This window comes from endosymbiont DhMRE of Dentiscutata heterogama, assembly GCF_002888635.2.
Classification (GTDB): domain Bacteria; phylum Bacillota_I; class Bacilli_A; order Mycoplasmatales; family CGIF01; genus CGIF01.
The window spans coordinates 1-21335 of the sequence record NZ_CGIF01000001.1 but is presented as its reverse complement, the minus strand read 5'-3'; the positions used below and the strand labels follow the sequence as shown (position 1 = coordinate 21335).

General features: G+C 33.0%; 20 protein-coding genes. 14 read left to right on the top strand and 6 right to left on the bottom strand.

Features of this window, described 5'->3' with window-relative positions; genetic code table 4:
* Positions 1-283 precede the first annotated feature (283 nt).
* The 6 genes from DHMRE_RS00100 to DHMRE_RS00075 all read left to right on the top strand — a co-directional run bounded on the left by DHMRE_RS00100 (position 284) and on the right by DHMRE_RS00075 (position 10734).
* Positions 284-661: a hypothetical protein gene (locus DHMRE_RS00100; RefSeq protein WP_195909695.1), complete on the top strand. Its 378-nt coding sequence runs from the start codon at positions 284-286 to the stop codon at positions 659-661.
* Between the two features lie 333 nt (positions 662-994).
* Positions 995-2431, top strand: coding sequence for a GTPase (locus DHMRE_RS00095; protein WP_195909694.1), 1437 nt, complete (start codon positions 995-997; stop codon positions 2429-2431).
* 8 nt (positions 2432-2439) lie between these two features.
* Entirely contained in the window at positions 2440-3483 is a 1044-nt protein-coding gene (locus tag DHMRE_RS00090; RefSeq protein WP_195909693.1) for a GTPase, read from the top strand.
* 1 nt (position 3484) lies between these two features.
* Complete coding sequence (locus DHMRE_RS00085; protein WP_195909692.1) at positions 3485-8761, top strand: lecithin retinol acyltransferase family protein; 5277 nt, start codon at positions 3485-3487, stop codon at positions 8759-8761.
* Positions 8762-8765: 4 nt separating this feature from the next.
* Complete coding sequence (locus DHMRE_RS00080) at positions 8766-10109, top strand: GTPase (protein WP_195909691.1); 1344 nt, start codon at positions 8766-8768, stop codon at positions 10107-10109.
* Between the two features lie 13 nt (positions 10110-10122).
* On the top strand, positions 10123-10734 hold the full coding sequence (locus tag DHMRE_RS00075; protein WP_195909690.1) for a GTPase: 612 nt from the start codon (positions 10123-10125) through the stop codon (positions 10732-10734).
* 136 nt (positions 10735-10870) lie between these two features.
* Here DHMRE_RS00075 and DHMRE_RS00070 read toward each other — a convergent pair whose 3' ends face one another.
* Positions 10871-11137: a hypothetical protein gene (locus DHMRE_RS00070; protein WP_195909689.1), complete on the bottom strand. Its 267-nt coding sequence runs from the start codon at positions 11135-11137 to the stop codon at positions 10871-10873.
* 2 nt (positions 11138-11139) lie between these two features.
* The gene (locus DHMRE_RS00065; RefSeq protein ID WP_322632036.1) at positions 11140-11712 is read right to left on the bottom strand and encodes a hypothetical protein; all 573 of its coding nucleotides are present in this window, start codon (positions 11710-11712) and stop codon (positions 11140-11142) included.
* Between the two features lie 334 nt (positions 11713-12046).
* Between DHMRE_RS00065 and DHMRE_RS00060 the strand changes: the two genes are divergently transcribed.
* The 6 genes from DHMRE_RS00060 to DHMRE_RS00035 all read left to right on the top strand — a co-directional run bounded on the left by DHMRE_RS00060 (position 12047) and on the right by DHMRE_RS00035 (position 14408).
* Positions 12047-12205, top strand: coding sequence for a hypothetical protein (locus tag DHMRE_RS00060; protein WP_195909687.1), 159 nt, complete (start codon positions 12047-12049; stop codon positions 12203-12205).
* A 286-nt stretch (positions 12206-12491) separates the two neighbouring features.
* Positions 12492-12779: a hypothetical protein gene (locus tag DHMRE_RS00055; protein ID WP_195909686.1), complete on the top strand. Its 288-nt coding sequence runs from the start codon at positions 12492-12494 to the stop codon at positions 12777-12779.
* Complete coding sequence (locus DHMRE_RS00050; protein ID WP_195909685.1) at positions 12769-13191, top strand: type II toxin-antitoxin system PemK/MazF family toxin; 423 nt, start codon at positions 12769-12771, stop codon at positions 13189-13191. Before DHMRE_RS00055 ends, DHMRE_RS00050 begins: the two co-directional genes overlap by 11 nt.
* Entirely contained in the window at positions 13158-13814 is a 657-nt protein-coding gene (locus DHMRE_RS00045) for an AAA family ATPase (RefSeq protein WP_195909684.1), read from the top strand. Before DHMRE_RS00050 ends, DHMRE_RS00045 begins: the two co-directional genes overlap by 34 nt.
* A gap of 39 nt (positions 13815-13853) precedes the next feature.
* Complete coding sequence (locus DHMRE_RS00040) at positions 13854-14270, top strand: hypothetical protein (RefSeq protein ID WP_195909683.1); 417 nt, start codon at positions 13854-13856, stop codon at positions 14268-14270.
* 6 nt (positions 14271-14276) lie between these two features.
* Positions 14277-14408, top strand: coding sequence for a hypothetical protein (locus DHMRE_RS00035; protein ID WP_322632035.1), 132 nt, complete (start codon positions 14277-14279; stop codon positions 14406-14408).
* Positions 14409-14514: 106 nt separating this feature from the next.
* Here DHMRE_RS00035 and DHMRE_RS00030 read toward each other — a convergent pair whose 3' ends face one another.
* Genes DHMRE_RS00030 through DHMRE_RS00020 form a run of 3 tightly spaced genes read right to left on the bottom strand, consistent with a single transcriptional unit; the run spans position 14515 to position 16690 of the window.
* Positions 14515-16026 carry an N-6 DNA methylase gene (locus DHMRE_RS00030; protein ID WP_195909682.1) on the bottom strand — a complete coding sequence of 504 codons (1512 nt, stop codon included), beginning with the start codon at positions 16024-16026 and terminating at the stop codon, positions 14515-14517.
* Between the two features lie 8 nt (positions 16027-16034).
* On the bottom strand, positions 16035-16316 hold the full coding sequence (locus DHMRE_RS00025; RefSeq protein WP_322632034.1) for a hypothetical protein: 282 nt from the start codon (positions 16314-16316) through the stop codon (positions 16035-16037).
* A gap of 23 nt (positions 16317-16339) precedes the next feature.
* Positions 16340-16690, bottom strand: coding sequence for a hypothetical protein (locus DHMRE_RS00020; RefSeq protein ID WP_322632033.1), 351 nt, complete (start codon positions 16688-16690; stop codon positions 16340-16342).
* 35 nt (positions 16691-16725) lie between these two features.
* On the opposite strand from DHMRE_RS00020, the gene DHMRE_RS00015 reads away from it, so the two are divergent.
* Both DHMRE_RS00015 and DHMRE_RS00010 read left to right on the top strand, forming a co-directional pair.
* Positions 16726-17880, top strand: a complete 1155-nt coding sequence (locus DHMRE_RS00015; RefSeq protein WP_195909680.1) for a restriction endonuclease subunit S — start codon at positions 16726-16728, stop codon at positions 17878-17880.
* A 4-nt stretch (positions 17881-17884) separates the two neighbouring features.
* A complete protein-coding gene (locus tag DHMRE_RS00010; protein ID WP_195909679.1) occupies positions 17885-20794 on the top strand; it encodes an HsdR family type I site-specific deoxyribonuclease in 2910 nt (969 codons plus the stop codon).
* Between the two features lie 59 nt (positions 20795-20853).
* On the opposite strand, the gene DHMRE_RS00005 is transcribed toward DHMRE_RS00010, so the two are convergent.
* Complete coding sequence (locus DHMRE_RS00005) at positions 20854-21153, bottom strand: hypothetical protein (protein ID WP_322632032.1); 300 nt, start codon at positions 21151-21153, stop codon at positions 20854-20856.
* Positions 21154-21335 lie beyond the last annotated feature (182 nt).

Genomic DNA, 21335 nt, shown 5'->3' with positions numbered 1-21335 from the left:
TTATAAATTTTTGTTAATAGTTCCAATTTTTTTATTGTTTATTTTTTATAGGCCTACTGAAGGAAGTTTTTTATCTAATTTATTAGATAAATGTAAATTCCTGTTAGGAGTTTGTATCTGAGCCTCTCTCGGTATCCTAACTGGGGGTCTCCTCCTAGTCCTTTTCAAAAATAAAGGCCAACTAATTTTGGATAATACTCCTTAGTTCTTAGATTACTGTGCTAAAAGCAACGGTCTCGTATTTTTTGGCCCCATAGGAAGTGGGAAGACGGCAATATTGGCGATGTTAGCTAATGAATTGCCCGGGGAGAATAAATATGCTACTTTTCCTTGTCAACTCCCTTGAGCGGAGAAAGGGCAATTGGATTTTTCTTATGCTCCTAGTCAGAGATTAGGGGTGACTGAAACTATTTTTTTGGATGAGATTAATTTATTGTTTAAAGGGAATATAGTGCAGGATGTGAGAGAACGGCAAAGATTCTTGATGCATTTTATAACTTTGAGTAGGCATCAGGGGACTAGATTGTTTGTGAATGCTCAAAGGCTTGGGCAAGTGAGTATAGAGCAGAGAGAGGTGATGACCGGGATTTGTCAAGTTTCTCTTTTACAAAAGACTGATGAAGGAATTTATATTAATTGTGTCATTTGGGAAGCAGAATAGTAAGACTGAGCAGGGGTTTGTGGTTTTTGTGGGGGAAGAAGTATTTGGATACTTATAACTTGTATTGGTTGAAGTCGTCGAAGTATTTGCGGCTCTAATAAAAGTTGGCAGTTTAGTTGACTGAAAAAAATATATAAAATCTAAAATATAGGTGCTAATTCCCTCTGGGAAATGATTTCTATATATCAATAGTGTAATAAATAATTGTCTATGGTCAGAAAAAACGAGATATCTAACTAGCTAGTTAACTATATATCACTCCTGGTTGGGTATAATTTGGCTTAATTGCCGAGTTGTGATTGGAAAACTTAACTAATAATTAACAAAACTAATATGGTAAACGTAAGCGCCCAGCAATGACTGGAAGAAAAATATCCAACAAACGGCACTTGCCAAAGAGACAACGATCTAGAAAATAAAGGCAAAACCAGAAAAGGCATAACCTTACTAGACCTCAGAAAAGGAAAAGTTGGCAACGGAATATTTAGCAGAAACAAAAATTTAACCGAAGATTTAAAACTAGAAGATTTTACCAACTTACGAAAATTAATAATCTCTTCTCATCAGTTAATTAGTTTGGATGTTAGTGACTGTCCTAACTTAGAGGAATTAGATTGCCGTGGTAATGAACTTACTAATTTAAATGTAACCGGTTGCTCTAATCTCAAAAAAATTGATTGTTCAAATAATCCCCTACGAGAATTAGATTTAAGTACTTGTCCTAAATTAGAAGAAGTGAATATAAACAGTTGTTTAAACCTTAGTGAAGGTGCGATAAAGTCTGGCCTTACTTATGATGTTGAAAAAGGAAAGTTAGCCAAGGGCTCGATAAAAAATAGTCCCCAAATAAGAAAAGTAGTAGATAATGATGTTAGAAATATCCTAATAGTTGGCATAACTGGAAATGGAAAGTCTACTCTAGCTAATGCTTTATCTAATACTGAACAATTTAAAGAAGGAGGCTATAGCACCAGTACAACTAAGAATTTTCAAGTTAGTGACATTTTTGAATGAAAAGGCAAAAAATATCGGGTAATTGATAATGTAGGATTTGGAGATACTTCCAAACTTTCCGAGAGGGATAATTTATTCAAAATAGGCGAAGGGATTCACTCAACTAAAGAAGGAATCAACCAAGTTCTTTTTATATTTCAGGGGAGGTTTACAAGCGAACAAAGTCTCGCTTATAAAACTTTCAAAGATTTTATCTCCGAAAGTCAAATTACTAAATTTACTACATTAGTTCGAACCAATTTTTCAGATTTCAAGATAAAGGAAATATGTCAAAAAGATCAACAAGCATTATTTAATGAAAATGAAAAGAGCGGAGAACTTAAAGAAATAATTAGTTTTTGTAATAGTATTATTCATGTTGATAATCCCTCTACAAATATTTCTGCTGCTGACGATGAAGATGAGAAAGAAAGAGAGGAAAGAGAAAGAAAACTAAACTCCAATAAAAAAATAAGGACAGAATCACGAGAGAGGGTGCTGAATTATTTAGTTAAAAATTGTTTAGAAATTTATAAATTAAAAGAGTGAGATGATATTTATGAAATGGTAGAAAAATACATGGGAAAGAAAGAAAAAATTAAGCAAAGTAGTAGTTCAACTAAAGAAGAAGACCTAAAACAGGTCAAAGATGAATTGGTTAAAAAAGTGGATAAAAGTATAAGAGGCAGTATCGGAGTGAGTGTGCCAGGAACCCCTGTTAGTGTCAATATTTCTGGAGAATACATTACACACATGGAAATGCCTACCCAAAAATAACTAGAAACATGTTTAAAACAATAATATTACTTGGAAAAACTGGCAGCGGTAAATCTGCTTTATCTAATGTCTTAGTTGACAAGGATAATTCTTTTAAAGAAATATTCAAAGAAAGTTCCTTGAGTGTTAGTCAGACCAGAAACATTCAAAGCGAAAAATTTGAAGGTGATGATATCAATTATTTAATAATTGATACTCCAGGAATTGGGGACACAAAATTGGCCGAACATGAGATATTAGATATAATAGCGGGGGCAGTTTATCTATCAAAGGACGGTGTTAAACAAGTTTTTTTTGTTATTAATAGTAAGTTTAGCCAATATGAGACAATTGTTTACAACTTACTAAAGAAAACCATTTTTGACGATAATATTCTTGACTACACTACTATCGTTCGTACTAATTTTCCAAACTTTAGGACTAAAAAGGAAAGTGAAGAGGATATTAATTTAATGACTAAAGAAAGCAATGAGTTAGCCGAAATAATCAGTTCTTGCCAAAAAAAAATTATCCATGTTGATAACCCTCCTTTAAGTGATGATTTTAATAAAAGCATGAGGATTAAATCCAAAGAAAGACTGCTAAAATATTTACAAGAGAACTGCCAAAGTACTTATAAACCTCAGAATTTGCAAGAACTTAGTAGCAAAATCAGCGAACATATGAAAAGAAAGGAGAAGTTGACAGAGGAATTAGAGGAGTTAAGGAAAATTTATTACTCACGGTTAAAAACAATTGGCGAAAAGGTTGGCAAAGAAATAAAAACTTTTAAGGAATCGCTTGGAAGTAGTGAATTAACAAGATTAGTAGAGAATTTTATTGATATTAGCAAGATAAGAGCCGAAGAAGAAGCAAAGGACAATCTCAAAGCATTACTGAAGGAAACTTTTAGAGAAAAAGGCTTTCCGGAAGGGTATATAGAAAAAATTTTTCGTTATTGTGAAAGGTTAGTTGGTTTAGGACAACAAATAGAACAGTGAGAAAAGCACGGAAGTCAAAAAAAGAAAGAGATAAGGCTCGAAAATATTATTCAAGAAACAATTTATAAATAGTATGACAGATAAGAAAAACAGCCAAAATTCAATAGAAAGTGAGCAACCATATATTACAGCAGAAAGCATTGGTGTTGAAGAAGAATCTTCTGGCAGCAATGATAAAGTTATTTATGAATTTAAAGAAGAAGAAATCATAACCGAACTGGCAGAGTTAAATAAAACAGAGCAAGAAATAGGAAAATTGGAAAATGAGATAAAAAAAGTAGAAAGTGATATTCGCCAAGAGGTATCGGCTCATATAAAAGCAACAATGGGTGTTAAGGTAAGTGATTTGCTTAATAATGATCAAAAAGAAATAGCCAAGTTAATTAGACATAGTTCGGGAAAGAAATATTGCAAGAAAGAAAAAAAGGAAAATGAACAATTTATAAATCAACAACAACAGCAAATTAAACTATCAAAAGAAAGTAATAAAAATATGCCAATAAATTGACAAGAAATAAATACGGAGTTTACCGAGGAATTACAAAAAAACTGAGAAGAAAAAGGATTTGATTATGATACTACCAAAGAATGACTAGATATTGGCTTTCAACCCCAAGATGCTGGTTTCTGTGCCTGATTGCGTGATGAAGTAGAAATGGAGGATGCAGGGGAATTTTTAAATAATATAGATGGTGAGGAAGTAGTCGATTTACGAGAACAATATCAAGAATATTTAACCGAGCAAAGCAAAAAAGTCACCTGACAGTTAATTCTCCAACTACGAAATAAAGGATTTGGTTGGAAAGAAATTGAAGAATGAATTAATGTTAATACAAGTAATCAAGATTCCACATATATAGTTTGGCTTCGCGATATTTATAAACTGACTTCTCCCGAATATTTTAATTGTTTAGAAGAAAATAATGACAAGTTTCTGCGTGAACAATACCAGGAATATTTAAAACAAAAATGAGATAGTATTCCTGGACTAGATTCTCCAAAATTACAAACAGAGTGAATAAAGTTAGGATTTAGTCCCGAAGAAACAGAACAATGAATAAATGTAGCAAGGTTGCAGATAACAGAAGCAAAATTTGCTCAGTGACTAAGAAATGAAATAGGTGCTTCTCCTGCAGGCGTTGCTGTCGGATTTACTGCTAGTGGTAAGAAAATAGTCGAATATTTAAGAGATGGATATAGCAAATTAGTAAAAGGTGAAACTGTTGTACTAAGAAGCGTGAAGTTAGGAGCATTGGGAAGTATTTTTTTTCCTCCGATAAACGATAATGGAATCATTGGGTATCTAAAGCAGCGAGGCTATGATACCAAGAAAGTTTTGGATTGCGGTGAGACGGACCCACAATTATTTTGGCAGGAATTAGAAAGAGAATATGTGAGTTATTTTTCAGAGTGAGCAAAATACAGATTTAGTTATGAGGAATACAAAAAGTGATTAGACGTTGGGTTGAAGTCCAGCGATGCTGATTACGCTCGATGGTTGAGGGATGTTAAAAACTTAAATTTTTATCAAGTTTTAAATCATGGAAACAAGGAGGGATTAAGAGGGGAATATAAAAAACATTTAGAGAACGAATTGTTAGGACTAAACTATGAAGAGAAAACAATAGATGCTCAAAAATGGCTAGAAGCTAATTATCCAAAAGCTAAGGCCAAATTGGTCAAAGAATTAAATCTTATGCGTAATTATTCTAACGCTGAGCAAGGGTTTGATGTAAACTTAGAAGGATACTTAAATCTGAAAAAGTTCACTAACTTAGAAAAATTGATCTGTGACAATAATAAATTGGATAGAATTAAATTGAAGAAGTGCCAAGAACTAAAAATTCTTTCTTGTCAAGGAAATCTATTGACTAGCCTTGATTTTCTGTCGCAATTACCTTGTCCTGAAAAACTAGTTTATTTAGATATCAGCAATAATAATATTGCTTCCTCTGACCTATCGGTTTTTTCTCGTTTTACCAACTTGGAAACATTAAAAATAGGAGCAATGAAGTGAGAAAAAGAAAGAGTGAAAAGGGGTATATATAACCGTTTTGATGGAAGTTTAAGACCATTACAAAAATTAACTAAGTTGAAAAGACTTGACATTCGAGGCACCGACATTGATAACGGTCTGGAGTATCTTGCTGATTCGGTAGAGGAGATTAATTGTAGTTCTAGTTGTCGAAAAGAAACTAAGGTAAAAAAAATTGCCAATGAACTTTGGCTTTACGAAGAAAAAGATGCTCCCACATCAGTAAGAAGAGAACAAGGTAATTACCGACGATGGAGAGAGATAAATAAATCTTCAAAAGTGGATGATCTTCTCCTTTCAGATTTAATTAGTTTACTTGATAGTAACAAGGATGAAATAATTCGTCAAACTCCTTGGGAACTAGCAAGTTTTACTGATGCTCAACAATGATTAGATAATAGTTATCCCTCTGACTCGGAAAAAAGAGAAGTTATTCATTTAGACATTAGCAAAAAAAATCTCGAGGGTCCCCTAAATCTAAACGGTTTTACCAATGTTAAAGAACTTAATTGCGGTTATAATAAAATAAGTAATTTGAATGTGAGTGATTGTCTCAAAATAGAAAAACTTTTCTGTAATGATAATAAATTTACTGACTTGCAATTTTTATCTTCAGTTAATTCTTGAAATCTTGTCTCCTTAAATATCACGGATAATAACATTGCTTCTCATGATCTGTCAGAATTTTCCCGTTTTACTAATCTCGGAAGTTTATGAATAGGTAACAGCGATAAGCAAAGGATAAAGAAAAATTGCTATAATCGTCTTTATGGTTCTTTAGAGTCACTGAAAGATTTAAATAAATTGCATAGCCTCTACATTAGTGGTACCCACATTGATAAAGGGTTGGAATATTTGCCTAATTCCCTTAAGGAATTATTTTGCGAGCCAGTGCAAAAGAATATGGCAGTAAAGAAAATTTATGATGTTCTCCAACCTTACGAAAAGAGGTTCATTCTATCCTCACATTATGTTCAATATGGAATAGATGTCGAAAAATGAAGGAATAATGACCCCGCTTCACTGCTTAAAGAAAAAAATGCCAAAGCCGCTGAAATGATTCATATAATAGACAAAAATGAGAATGATGAACTTGACTGAATAAGGGACAGAGAAATCAAGTCAACAGGCGATACCCACCAAACCTCTCCGCAATTAGAAAGTGCAGTTGATTTTAAAACTTGACTAGATAAAAATTATCCCAAGGAAGCAAGAAAGGAAATTGAAAAATTAAACTTTCCTAAAAGCGGAAAAGAGAAGTTAAGTGGTCATCTAGACCTGAGAGATTTTGTAAATTTAAAGGAGTTGGATTGTTCTTATAGCGGAGATGTCACCAGTATAGTTCTGTCTAACTGTCCAAAATTAGTAAAGGTTAATTGCTCAGGAGCAAATAAATTAAAAAAACTTGATTTAAGTAACTATCTAGAACTTAGAAAAGTTAGTTGTTTTGAAAGCGGATTAATTGATCTTAATGTAAGCAACTGTCCGCAATTAGAGGTATTGGATTGTCGAGATAATCAACTTTCTAACTTGGTTTTTTCGTCGTCGCTTATCCTTAATCAAGAGAAGTTTAGTGAGTTAAAGGACATTATGGAGGTGAAAAGGCAAAATGAGGATAATTTTAAAAATTTGGCCTACCTCGACATTAGCGACAATAGACTGCTTTTCCCAGATTTGAAACTTATCTCTGTCTTTCCTAACTTAGAAGAACTGATAATAGGACCAAGCGGCAAAAAAAGATGAGGTGAGCAAAGGGAGAAAAAAATTATTAACCTAAAACCTTTGGAAGGCATGAGAAATTTGAGAAAATTAACTATCAATGGAATTGGCATGGATAAAGACCTTAAATATCTAAGAATTTTTGACTATAATATTAAAGAACTAAAAAATCAAAGAGAAAAAGGCGCTCAACTAATTTTGGAAGAATGAGCAAGGAAAATAGAAAAGAAATCAGAACTAGTGTCAGAGTACCACGAAAAGTTGCAAGAATTAATTTTTTCTCGCATTTCTAAGGTGGAGGAGGTTGATATTTTTGCTACCTGGTGAAATCCTAATTGTGCGGTGGTTACTAGTGAAGGTAGTGACGGGGAGTCAAAAAATATCTGACTAGTAGTTTACGAAAAAGCCTTTGGAAAAGTAGAAGAGATTTTTGGAGTTATTGAAGTCAGCGAAAATTTAGCAGTGGGAAAGATTCAGGAAAAGATAAAGGAAATAAAAGAGAAGTTGAATGGAGAAAACCCTATTACAGCTTTATATACTAATATAAATTTCCCTCTGCAAACCGTTATGAAAAAAACTTATTTCTTACCAAGTGAAAAAAATGAACTTGCGGTAAAAGAAATAGTCAATCCCGACGATTATCTTAAACCTTTAGACATGGTTTGGCGAAAAATTCCCTGAACAAACCACTACCATGTTGGTATTTACCTAGGTAATAAACAAATAGTTCACATTTCTGCTCATTCGGGAAGAAAAATTAAGGATAGGTTTGGAAAATTCGCCACTGGAATTACCAGTTGAGATGAATTTTTAAAAGCGACAAAAAACGAATTAATTAGATGCCATTTAATTGTTCCGTTCAAAAAGCCAGAAAAAATAGTAGAACACATCGTTAAAGCTGTTTTTTCAAGATACGCTAAAGAGGAGTATAATCTGCTCAAAAAAAATTGTGAGCATTTTGTTACTCTTTGTGTTTGCGGTGTTTCTTTCTCTGAACAGGCAGACAAAGTGAAACTCCTGTTTGGTAAAACTAAGTTGGATGAAGCAATTAAGAAAAGTGATGAGTTCTTTGAGATGCTTGCATTGGAAAGAAACGATAAATGATTAGAAAAAATTGATGAAAACTTAAATTTAAGAAACGATGATGAGTGATGAGAATACCCGCCTTACAAGATAACGTCTAACGTCAAGGAATATCGTGTCTTTCCTCGAATTATGCCACACAATGAGACCCCTGCTATTCTTATCCTTGGCAGTAGTATGAAACATGACGAAGTGAAACCTCACGCATTTGAAAGTCAAAAAATTTCAGGAAATATGAACACAGGAAAGAAAGAAGTGGAAGGACAAGTGGATACTCTTTTAGCGGTGCAGATCCAATTAGTGGAGATGATTTTTAGTAATGAGGGTGAGGAGAATGTCTCCTTTGTTAAAGAACAACTAGAAAAAATTAAAAAAACAACAAGCAAGGATTATGAAATAAGTATTGAGAAAATAAATTCCCTTTGCGAACTTCAAAAAAGAATTACTGAATTAAGGATAAGGTCAGAAGTTCAGCAAGCATCTCAAATCGAAGTTCTTCCCAAAAATAACTAAAATCATGCCAACCATCCCTGAATGAAATCAAATAATCCAAAACCATAAAGAAAAACTAGAAATAGGTGGAATTGTTAAAGAAATCATCCCTTTAGAATGAAATGAAAACCGAGCAATAGTGATTAATCAATATGTCCTTTTTGCCGTTCGCTTACTAGAATATAACCCTGCAACCGAAAAGTTAACCGAACTAAGTAAATTTCCTAATAACACCAAAGTTAACGGGTATAAGGAAGAAAAAGCCCTTCACAGGGCAGAAAAAATTAAAAATGAGCAAGAACTAGTTTATTTACGAACCCAATGTCAAACTTTAACTACTGATAAAATTCAACTAGAAAAAAATAATAACCAGTTGATTACCCAATTATCCGACACTCAAGAACAACTTGCCACTGCTGGCCAAATAATCACTCACCTCCAGGCCAAACTAAGCAACCAACGCAATATACTACTAATAGGCCGTACCGGTAAAGGCAAATCTACCTTAGCCAATGTCCTAACTAACACCAATAAGTTTAAAGAAAGTGAATTTGCAGTCAGTGAAACTAAAAATATTCAAATTGGTCAGTTTAAACATAATGATATAAAATATCAAGTAATTGACACGGTCGGTATTGGTGATACCAAATTATCCGAGCAAGAAGTTTTACAAAAAATAGCCGAAGCTGTTTACGCGGTTCGTTATGGTTTAAGCCAAGTCCTCTTAGTCACTAGTGGTCGTTTTACCCAAGAAGAAAGGATCATTTATGAAGAACTGTTAAAAAAAGCTATCTTTGACCAAGATATTGCTAAATATACTACCATTGTCCGCACCAATTTTCCTAATTTTCGCAATGAGAATAGATGTCGGGAGGATATTGAAAGAATGAAAAAAAATAATGCTGAATTAGCAGAAATAATTACTTCTTGTCATAAACTAATCCATGTCAATAACCCGCCCTTGGACATTGATGACCCTGAAGAATTAAAAATTTATCAAAAGGCCCGGGAGAAATCTCGACTTATCCTTCTGGAACATTTAGAAGATTGTCCAGATATTTATAAACCTAAAAATTTGGAAGAATTAGCCACTAGAATTAGTAAACATATGGAAAATAAAGCTACTTTAGAACAGCAAATAACTTCTTTGCAAAATAAAGGTGGGCTAAGTGCTGAAGAAATTAAAAAATTAAATGAATTGCAGGAAGAAAAAAAACAGGAAACTGGACTTATTAATCAAGAGACCAAACAATACTTACAAGAAAAAAACATAAATTGAGAAAAAACCGCTAAGTTAGTTTTAAGCGGAGCAGGAGTGATAACTAGCATTGCCGGGGTTATAGTCACTGCTCTTTGCAGAATAATGTAAATAATAAAAAATTATGACAAATACTAGAAATATATTATTAATCGGTCGAACTGGAAGTGGTAAATCTACTCTCGCTAACGTGTTACTTAACAGCCATGGTAATTTTGAAGAAATTTTTAAAGAAAGTGCTGGTAGCATCGGTAAAACTAGAGATATTCAAATTGCGGAGTTTGAGGAAAATAGAATCAATTATCGTATCGTTGACACAGCGGGATTTGGTACTGCTGGATTTGTTGCTGAAGAATTTCTTTGTCAGTTAGATGGAAATATAATCAACCACTTAAACAAAGAGGGTTTTCAGATTCTTTTCGTTGTTGGCGAGCGGTTTTCTGAAGAAGAAATTAAAACCTTTAATCTATTAAATTCGGTCATTTTTGACAATGACGTAGTTAATTGTATCACTATTGTAAAAACTAAATTCCCTGATTTTGAGAAAAAGCAAGCTTATGAAGAAGACTGTCGGAGCATAAGGAATGATCTTCTCAATATATTGGAAGATTCTAAAATAATTCATATTGATAATCCACCAATGACTAGTCATTATGTCGAAATAGCACATTTGGGGAGGAATAAATTGAAAATTAGGGTAAAAAGAGGGAAATTTATCCAAAAAAGGGAGGAATAAACAACAGAAAAGTCGGGATTAAAGTTGGAAAAGGGTCGGGAATAAAAAAAGAATAGAAAAATTTAGAGGATAAAATTGCTAATAATTTTCTTAAAAGCACAGACGCAGATGTGCCAAAAGAGAGAAAAAGAGGGGGTTAGCCCTCCCCCTCATCCGGACACTCCAAGTGTTCTACAACTTTTAACCAAAATGTTAATCCATAAGCGGTTAGACTCCGACCCAAGCGGTCGGAGAAAAATTCATCTTTGCTAACTTCATTAGCATAATCACTCACATAAAGGCGATAATTGCTCTGACAAATATCCTGCTCCGTAATAGTTTGCTGACAAATGCCGCAGGAAAATTCTTGTAAATAATCAGACTTATTAAAAGTTCCTTGAAATTTTAATTCTATACTTGCCATGATTATTGAGAAATTTCTGTGGCTTGGTTATTGTCAGCTACGGAGTAATTAATTTGGCAATTATCGCACTGATAAGCACCTAAACAACCAAGACGGTTTTTATATTCGCAAGTTAAAAGTTCGCGACCTTGCCGACGGACTTCTATGCGAGCGAATATCCGTTCTTGGTGAGATAATTGGTTTTGAATAGTGCCAAGTTGACTTTTTAAATGGTTGACTTGGTTTTCTATTTTTTGGAAAACTAATTGATAAAAAGTTTGCTTGGCAGGTTCAAATTTGAGAGCAAAGTTAACCTTATTTTCAATTAAGAGTTCTAATCATCAGTCATCGCAATTCTCTTTTTCCTTTTTGGCTTGGTCTACCGCTTCGGCTAAATGTTTAGTGCTAAATATATTTACTTCATCTAAATAACCAGCCAATTGTTTGGCTTTTTGTTGTTTAGTTTCTCAACTACTCAATTCAATAATAATCTCTTGTTCTTGCTTTTTTAACTCTTCAATTTGGCTTTCAACTTTGGTTTTTTTACTCGTATTAAGGAGGTTTACTCCGTTATTATTTATGAACTTATTATTCATACTTAAAAAAGAAAAATAAGCAAATAAAAAGGCTATTTCCCAAATTGTCATTGGGGAATTGAAAAAAACCCTTTTTTTCATTTTGGAATTTATTCCAAAAAGCCGGGTTTAAGTCAAAAAAAATTAATAATAATAAGTATGAGTAATAAATAATAACGAGGGAGTAATGCCTCCTTGCGAAAAGTAAAAAACCTAAAAAAAGCCGATAAATGCTGAAAAAAGAGTAAAAGAGATTAAAGAATTGACTGGAAAACTTACAAAAAAAGATCTGAAATTTAGTGAAGTAGAAATTATCACTAATTAGCCAAGATAGAAAAAAAGTAAAATATTCTATATGGTAAAATACACCAAAACTGAATTGGTCCAGGAAATTGAGCGTTTAAAACAACAACTCCAAGAGAGAGAGAGAGAGAGAGAGAGAAAGAACAAGTTTGAGCAAGTTATTGGTTTATTTGTTGAATATTTTTGCCCTTGATTGGTTTTATCATTCTAATCATCACAATTATCAAAAGAATGAATAAAAGTAGTAGATTAGAAAGAGAGTGTAATGAATTGCGGGATAAGATTAGAGAGTTAGAAAGAGAAGAATGAGAGATGAAGAAATTTGCCTAAATAGGGGAAATTAAGCCTCTGGATTAATTGGGGTATCGGGGAAGTAGTTATAGGAGACTGCTTGGGCGATAAGCAATAAAACTCATAAAAGTTAACTGTTATCTATGTTAACTGCTAACATGGTTATCTGTTATCTTGGTTAGAAAAATAAACTAAAATATAATATTATGACTGAATTGTTAATAATTAAAACTGCTAATGCCAATAAATTAAAAAGTATTCTAGCAAAAAATCATATTGAACATGAGGTTATTTATAACCAACTTTTAGTTGATAAAAAACCAAGTAGCAAAAAAGATAAATTGCGAGAATATATTGAAATGAAAAGCAAAGAAAATATTTTTGCTGATTATGGCAAAGCCATTAAGGATAAAGAGCGGGAAAAGGAAATCTCCTTATGAGAAAAAGCTGACGAGGAGGATGAAGAAGAACTAAGCAGAAAATATGCCAAGTAGAGTGATATTAAAAACTAATAAATATTCCAAACCTACCATTGTTTATCCCCGTGAAGTTTACATGTTCCGCATCAGTCGCAAAGAAACCGAAGGCACCGAAGCCATGAAAACTAGGCCGGGAATTGTGATATCAGTGGAAGGACTAAATAAATGGAATAAACGCTGTATTATAGTGCCTGCTACCACTAAAAAAACTGAACTAGCCAAAATTTATCCCTTTGAAGTAAAAGTAATTATTGAGGGTAAAAAAGGAAAAGCCATGATCGACCAATTGAAAACTTATAGTTTGGGACGAATTATTAAAAATTCTTTTTTAGGGAAGGTCAGTGAAAAAGAAATGGAGGAAATCCAAGAAAAAATAATGTCTGCTTGTAATTTATGGGAATACTTAAAAAAAAGGGAACTGGTATAAAAACGCCAAAAATAATTGCTTGTCTATCACAAAAAGGCGGGGGAGGAAAATCAACTTTGGCTCGGGCTTTGGCGGTCGAACTTACCAAGCAAAAACCAAATACTTTACTGGTTGACCTTGATATCCAACAAAAAACCAGCCAAGAATGAGCGGAAAGGAGAAAAAGCCAAGGCATAAAACCTGTTATTAATTGTCAGTCTTCTCCTTACTTCCCACCTGAAATGTTAAAGAAAAATTACGACTACTTAATAATTGACGGACCAGCTAAAATAAGTAAAGAAAGTTTAGCCATTGCCAAACAGGCTGATTTAATTATTCAACCAGTCAGGCCAAGTTTGGATGACCTAAATCCTGCCATTAGAGAATTTAATGGATTGTTTAAAGCGGGAATTCCGAAAAGTAAATTAAATTTCCTGATTAATGCGGTTGGTTCTCCTGCTATGGAAAAAGCCACTCGTGAATATTTATCGCAAACAGGTTATTTTATTTTCCCGCTGGCGTTGGAGGAAAAAGTTTCTTATCAAGAAGCCCAGAATCAAGGATTAAGTATTGGCGAGGTAAAATATAAAAGATTACAAGAACAAGTAAAAGGGTTAGTGAAAAGTATATTAAAAAAATGTTAACTGTTATCTTGGTTAGCAGTTAACAGTAAAATATAATATATGAAACTAACTGGTTTTTCAAAAACAAATTTTACTTGTGATAGTTGCGGAAAGGAATTTCAGCAAGAAGTCGCTTATTCCATGGCTCGTAATTGAGAGGAGTTGGATAATAATCATACTTACTGTGTTAATTGTGTTGAGAAGAAGGAGAAAAAAGCCGAAAAAGAAAGCAAACCAAAAACTAAAAAACAAAAGAGTTGAGGTTCGGCTCCTATTGATGAAGTTAGCGAAAATACTCAATCCCTAAATATTGATAAAAGAACCTTAAAAAAAACTGGGCGGGTTCATTTATTCGCTACAAGGGTAAAAAAGGAGTGAATAGAACAATTAAAATCTATTGCTTATGAGGAAAGAAAGCATTATAATGAAGTGTTGGAGAAGGCTTTGGAGTGTTATAGTAAGCAACGAAAGAAATAGAAAATCATGCCAAAAACAATATTAAAATGTCGTTGCCGTTCGGGCTATAAATGTTCGGCTCCGCTTCATGGAACCATAGAAATTATTACTTGTCCGAAAAATTGTGGATTGGGTTGTGATGAGCCTATTAAGAAATAATATGCCAAAAAAGAACAGCTTAAACAAATAAACACAGCAACAGAAGTTATTTTCTTGCTTCCCATATTATCCTGTTTTTTCTTGACATACCATTAAAAATAACCATTTACCTCTCCTTAATTTCTCCTTCAACTTCTTCCAACAATTTTTTTAATTCTTGGTGGTAGTTGTCTTGTTGATTAATTAAATCCCTCAATTTGAGAGTAGTTTTCAATAATTTTTCATCTATTTCTTTCGGAGTTAATTCAATCTCACTTTGAGATAAATAACGAGCCGGAACCAAAATATAATTGCTTTCTTTAATTTCCTCTTGGGAGACGATTTTTGCTAATAACCCATTTTTAGGCAATTTTTTCTTATCACGAAATTGGTGATACAATTCGGCAACCTCTCTAATGTTTTTTTCAGTTAATATTCTTTGACTGCTGCTAATTTTTTCTCCAAAATCATCTTGGGAAATATCAATCATTAATACACTTTCATTTTCTCTATTTTTTCGCAAAATTCATACACAAGGAGCAATACCGGTAGTATAAAACAAGTTATTTGGCAGAGTAATTATGGCTTCCACTAAATTATCTTCTATTAAATTTTGCCGGATGCTAGCGACTTTCTTATTCAATCCCGACAAAGTTCCATTAGCCATAATTATTGCTGCTACTCCTTTTTCTTTCAATTTAGAAAGACAATGTTCTATTCAAGCAAAATTAGCATCATTTTTCGGTGGTATTCCTCATTTTCAGCGAGGGTCATTCTCTTTAATATGTTTATTAGCCAAATTGAAAGGGGGATTAGTGATAATGTAATCGGCTTTTTTGTTCGGATGTAAATCTTCTTTAAAAGTATCTTCTGCTTTCAGTCCTAAATGAAACTTTAAACTATGGATAAGCAAGTTCATTCGGGCTAATTTTCAAGTGCTATCATCAATTTCTTGTCCTAGACAAAGGGGTTGATAAGCATCCAAATTGCCATTCTCATTATTTTTTTTATTTTTAGTAATAAATTCTTGACTCTGGACGAACATGCCGCCGCTACCGCAGCATGGGTCATAAATTACTATTTCATAATTAGGGCGGGGAAAAGGTTGGAGCAGGTTAACTAATAGTTGAACCACACAAGCCGGGGTATAAAACTCTCCGCCAGTTCGACCGCTACTGGCAGCAAATTGTTGAAGGAAAAATTGATAGGTATTGCCTAAATAATCTAATTGTAAATTATTCTCTTTCTTGGCAAAAGCATTATCGAAGTCATGGAAAATGGTGGAAAGCTTTTGAAAGTCCAGATTTTTACTTAGAAAAGTATCTTTATGGGTCAGGTCTTTATAGTCGGGGTTAGATTTTTCAATGGTTAAAAGAGCATCATGAATTACTTGGTTTAGTTTATTAGTGTCAACATGCTGGCTAATATAGTCTCAACGGCTTTCCTTTTCTAGTCATAATTCGTGATAGTCGGAGTCTTCTTTATCTTCGGGGTCTAATTCGGCTTTTCTTTGCTCAAATTTTCGGTTAACTGCTAAAAGGAAAATTAAATCAAAGCAGATTTCTTTGTATTTATGTAAATCCATGCTACCTCGTTGGTTATCAAGTAGTTTTCATAAATCATTATAGAAGTCATTCATAATGAGGATTATTTTCTATTTAATTTAAGGTGCTTTTTTCCCTCTTTTAGGCCGGCTTGAAAGGCTACTTTTCTCTCTTTTTCAATAATTTCAATAACTCTGTGATTATATTCGTTCATTAACTCGCTAACTATATCGGCTACTCTATTAGTTAAGTCTTGTGCTTGGTTGGGAGAATAAGGAGCGGGAGAAAGATTAGGGTCGGACAATTCTCGCACAATTTTATTTATTTGTTTCTCGGGCAAATGAGGAGCGTAATTGTTTTTGTTTTGGATTAACTTTTTTTTCATATTCTTTTGTATATTTGAAAATTTTAACATTTTTTATCAAATTTACTTCGCCGATAGCAGTTAAGGATTCACAAGCAAGGAGTATCTAATTCTCAATATCAAATTAACCGATAAGCTTTTTTATTATAGCAAAAAGGCTCTCAAAAAAATGATTGCCATTCTACCCTACCCGGTAATTTACCTTGGAGTTTAGGAGCGAAGCCGTTTCTCTTATCTAACTGTTCCACTATCTTCAATATCTTTTCATCATTCATATAAGAGCCGTGTTCTTTTTCGTAATGAGAACTGATAATTATCGTATCAAATTCTCAATTGTTAACCACAATTCTCTTTAGATAAGGACGATAAGTAATCTTTTCCTCAACTTTTACCATTAAGTAATTTTAATTAAAATTTTAGTATATTTGGCATGGATAAAATTTATAAGTTGGGGGAGATTTGCGAAGTTAAGTCTGGATATAAACAAAAATTAAACAATCCTCTTTATTGAAAAGATGGAACAGTTTCTTATTATCGAGGAGGAGAGGTCGAATCAAAAACTGTTAACCCTTCCAGAAAACTTACTGAATACGCAGTTAAAAATTTAAAAATTCCCTTGACTACTGAAAACTCTTTACTTTTTTCAGCAATAGGAACTGTTGGAAGTATTTTTTATTCAGGTAAACCTGGATTGGCTTACTCTGGCACGGTTTTATGTTTGGAACCCAACCTTAAAATAGTAAATCCTAATTATTTATATTATTTACTCTCTGCTAATAAAGAAAAAATTAAACAAACTACTACTGGAAGCACCATACCTATGTTGAGTATAAATTCGTTTTCTTCAATAAAAGTATCTCTCCCTCCTCTCCCAGAACAAAACCAAATCCTCCAAAAATTTCAAATAGTTTATGATAAGATATTTAAGTCTGAGATAGTTTATAATAATAGGCTTTTAGAGATAATTAAGACTATTTTAGAATATGCTGATTTATTGTTTTTGAAGTATAGAGATAGTGAAATTAAAATTAAAGATTATTTTAAGTTAGTGCGGGGCAAAACGCCCTCCACTAAAAATAAAGAGTATTATGAAAATGGCACGATTAAATGGATAAATAGCGGAGTTTTAACGAATTTATATTTTTTGACGGAATATACTCTGCCAAGTAAGTTGGTTACGGAAAAGGCGGTGAAAGAGTGTGATTTAAAATATGGAAAAATAAATTCGGTTTTAATTACTCGTATTCAATTAGATTCAGATAAAATAGCCTGATGCCAAAACGATGACATAATTATTGGTGATAGTATTTGAAACTTAATAAGTGATAATAAATTAGAAAATGCCACGCTTTTTTTTGCTTTGAGAATGTGAATTAATAAACATAAAAGGGGTTATTCGCACGGTTCAATTATCCAAATGCTTCGAAGTGCTGAAATAATGAATATGAAAATCAACTGAGTTTCCAACCCCGCCCACCAAAAAAAATTTTTTACTATCCTAGATAGTAAGCTCGCGAAAATCAGAGATTTGCATTCGCAAATCAGAGATTTGCTGCTTTTGAAGTATTTCGGTAAAAAAAATTAATCATATGGTTTTAAAAGAAAAAGACCTAGTCAACGATTTTCTAAAAAAATTACAAGAATGAGATTGACATCGAATAGAAGGTATTCAAACAGGGCGAAATAAAACTGATGGAGCCATTTATGAAAGTGAACTCTTTAACCAAATCAAAAAAATAAATCCCTCTTTAACCGACCATGCCATTACGCAAGGAATTGAGGAATTATTGAATAGTCCCAATAACCAAACGGCTTTTAATTATTTACGGAATGGCTTAAAAATCACTATCCAAGGGGAAAATAAACAAGTTAAATTTATTGATTTTGATAATCCTCAACAAAATAAATTCTCCTATTTTCCTTATTTACGCATTCGCACCAAACAGAATAATTATTTAGAACCAGACTTAATTTTGTTTATTAACTACTTGCCAGTAGTAATTTTGGAGTTCAAAGACCCATTTCGAGCGGGGAGAAATTGAAAAAAAGAAGCCTTTCACCAAATGAAAGATTGCGAAGAGGATTTGCCCGCCCTTTTTCTTACTAATGCTTTTAATGTTTTGAGTGATGGCGACAATTATTTGGTTGGCACTACTAGTAGTGAAATTTTTCATTATACGCCTTGAAAGTCTGAAAAAAATAATCTCTTTTCTCCCCCAATTATTTTAGACATTATTCAAAATTATATCGTTTTCAATTCTGAAAAAATTAAAAAAATTGCTCGTTATCACCAATATGACTGCGTCCAAGAGACTTTAAAAACTATTGAAAATTCCTCTCAAAAAGGGGGAGTAAATAATCATACTACGGGCAGTGGAAAATCAGATACCATGGCTTTTTTGGCTAACCAATTACGCCATAAGTATTCCGGATGCACTATTATTGTTATTACTGACCGCGACGAGTTAGACCGACAAATCTATGAACGCTTCCGAGAATATGCTGGAACTTTTTTCACTCTGGATGATTTAATAGTAATTGATAACATTAAAGAATTAAAAGAACAATTAGGAAAAGAAAGAAAAGGTAAAATAATTTTTACTCTCATTCAAAAGTTTCAGGAATTAACTGAATTTCATAATCCGAAAGGGCTTTTTGTGCTAATTGATGAGGCTCATCGTTCCCAAAATTTAGTGGCGGATGCTGAACAGAAAAAAGTAAGTTGGGCTTGGGAAATGCGACGAGTTTTCCCCCAGGCTTTTTTTTTGGGGTTTACTGCGACCCCGATTGCCGGAAAAACTTATGAAGAAATTGGACCTCGCATTCATACCTATTCAGTAAATCAGGCTCTACAAAATGAGATAGTAGTAAAGATAAAATATGAAAAAACTTATGAATATTTACCAAAAGTTTATTGAGATGAAGAAGAATTTGCCCAAGCGTTTCCCGAAAAAGAAGTAGTTTTTGATAAAAGAAAAAGCACTAAAAGTAAAAAGGATATTCTTTTTGAAAGTTCAGAAAGAGTCAAAATGATAAGTGATTTTTTTAAAAAAGACTACGAAAATTTTTCTCGTTTTCATTACCTAAAAAGTAAACCAAAAGTAATGTATATGGCTTACAATGTAGAAGCGGCCTATAAATTTTTTAAGGAATTACAAAAAGACCCAAATTATCAAAATAAAGCTTGCTTAATTGTTAGTAAACAGTATCATTATCAATCTTCTGAATTAATTAGTGCCATTGGCAAAGAGAAAGAAAATATTAGAGATTTTAAAAATCCGCGGTCAGACTTAAATATTGCGATAGTAGTGGATAAATTAACTACCGGTTTTAATATGGAAAATTTGGAGCGGATTTATTTAGACCAGCCCATCACCGCTCCCCATAATTTTTTCCAAAAAATATCGCGGGTTAATCGTAAATATGCTGACAAAGACCAAGGATTTATTGTTGATTTAGTAAATAATGAAGCAACTTACCAAAAAGTATTAGTGGAGTATTTTGAAGAATCTGAGGAGGAAGAAAAAAAACCCGGAAAGATAGAAAATTTATGAAATTTTTTTGCTGAGTTTCATTCGCCAGAAAAACTTTATCAATTACTTTTTGACTACCGAAAAATTGATGAAAAGGATTTTCTTGATGAGGCTCTAAGCTATTGTTTAAGTTCCAAAAAGAGCGAAAAAGAAAGAAGAGAGCTTTTTACAGAAGCTAAATCATTGCGTTTAATATTGAGTTCGCAGTGATATAAAACAGGGGAGGAGAAAGAGAAACAAAAAAAAGATTTAGAGTTTGTGAATTGGTGTCTCCGTTTAGGTCATTGTTTTACTTTTGATTTTTCGGGTGAAGTGGAGAAAGAGGAGGAAGAAAAGATAACGAAAGTGGAAGCTGGAAAAGTAGAAGGAGCCAGTGGGGAGGCAATTAAGGTGGATAAATATGATTTTCGCAATTTTGACTTTTTTCAAATTAGAAAAGAAGTTATGGCGATTGACCCCGAAAAATATCCCGAAGTGGGGATTTGAGTTAAGAAAAATAGGATAAAGAATAATTTAGACCGCCGCCAAAGGTGATGATTTAGTGTCCAAGAGTGGGAGGAAAAATTTCGCCGCTTGTTAGAGGAGCATAATGAAAAGAAAATAGATATTCGGGATTTAAATAGTAAATTAATGGAGTTGAATGAAGAATTAGAAAAAGAAAATCAAAAAGTTAATCAGCAAATTGAAAAAGATATTCATTATCCATTACGGAAAAAGTTAATGGAAAGGTTATCGCAAAAAGGAAAGGAAAATTTTGTTAATGAATTGATTGAATATTTTCTTAAATTAAATGAAGATATTCCGGATTGGAGTTTACGAAAAGAGGAAAGGAGAAAGGCTCGGATGGAAATCGCTGAAAAGAGCAAAAGGAGTTGGGGAGAGAAAATGGTTGTCCAAGATAGGGAAGATTTAATTTCCCTTTTGGAAAATTATTTTTTAAGTGAGCATTATCTAGCAGCTAGATAGTAAAAAGGATATAGCCGCTAGATTAAAAGTGTAAAATATTAGGTAGCGGTAAATATTAATTACCTAACCAACTTCCCCACATACATTCTCCCTAAAAATCAACCTCAACTCTCCAAAATTTTGACTTTATTTCCTTTAATGTTCTGTCAAAAATGTAGAGATTCTTTTTCTATCCGAAAAGAATAATCAGTTTTGGGGTTGGACCAGAGCGAGAATTCCGATAAAGGGGGGACCCAACTGGTTCTTTCATAATACATTAGTCCTAATCTGAATAAAAAACTAACGCTTTCTATTTCTCTACTTTCCACTAGACTTTTGGCTAACTCAATTAATCTGACCGGTAAAGCACAAGTAATCATAATTCTTTCCTTAACAATATAATCTTGCCGGGGAAAGAGACTGCGGAGCAAAAGTAATTCCATTCCGGTGAAGCAGCAGCTTGGACGAATAGTAAAACTGAGCAGGGGTTTGTGGTTTTTGTGGGGAAGAAATATCTGGACACCTACAACTCCTATTGGTTATTATGTGATAAATAAAAATA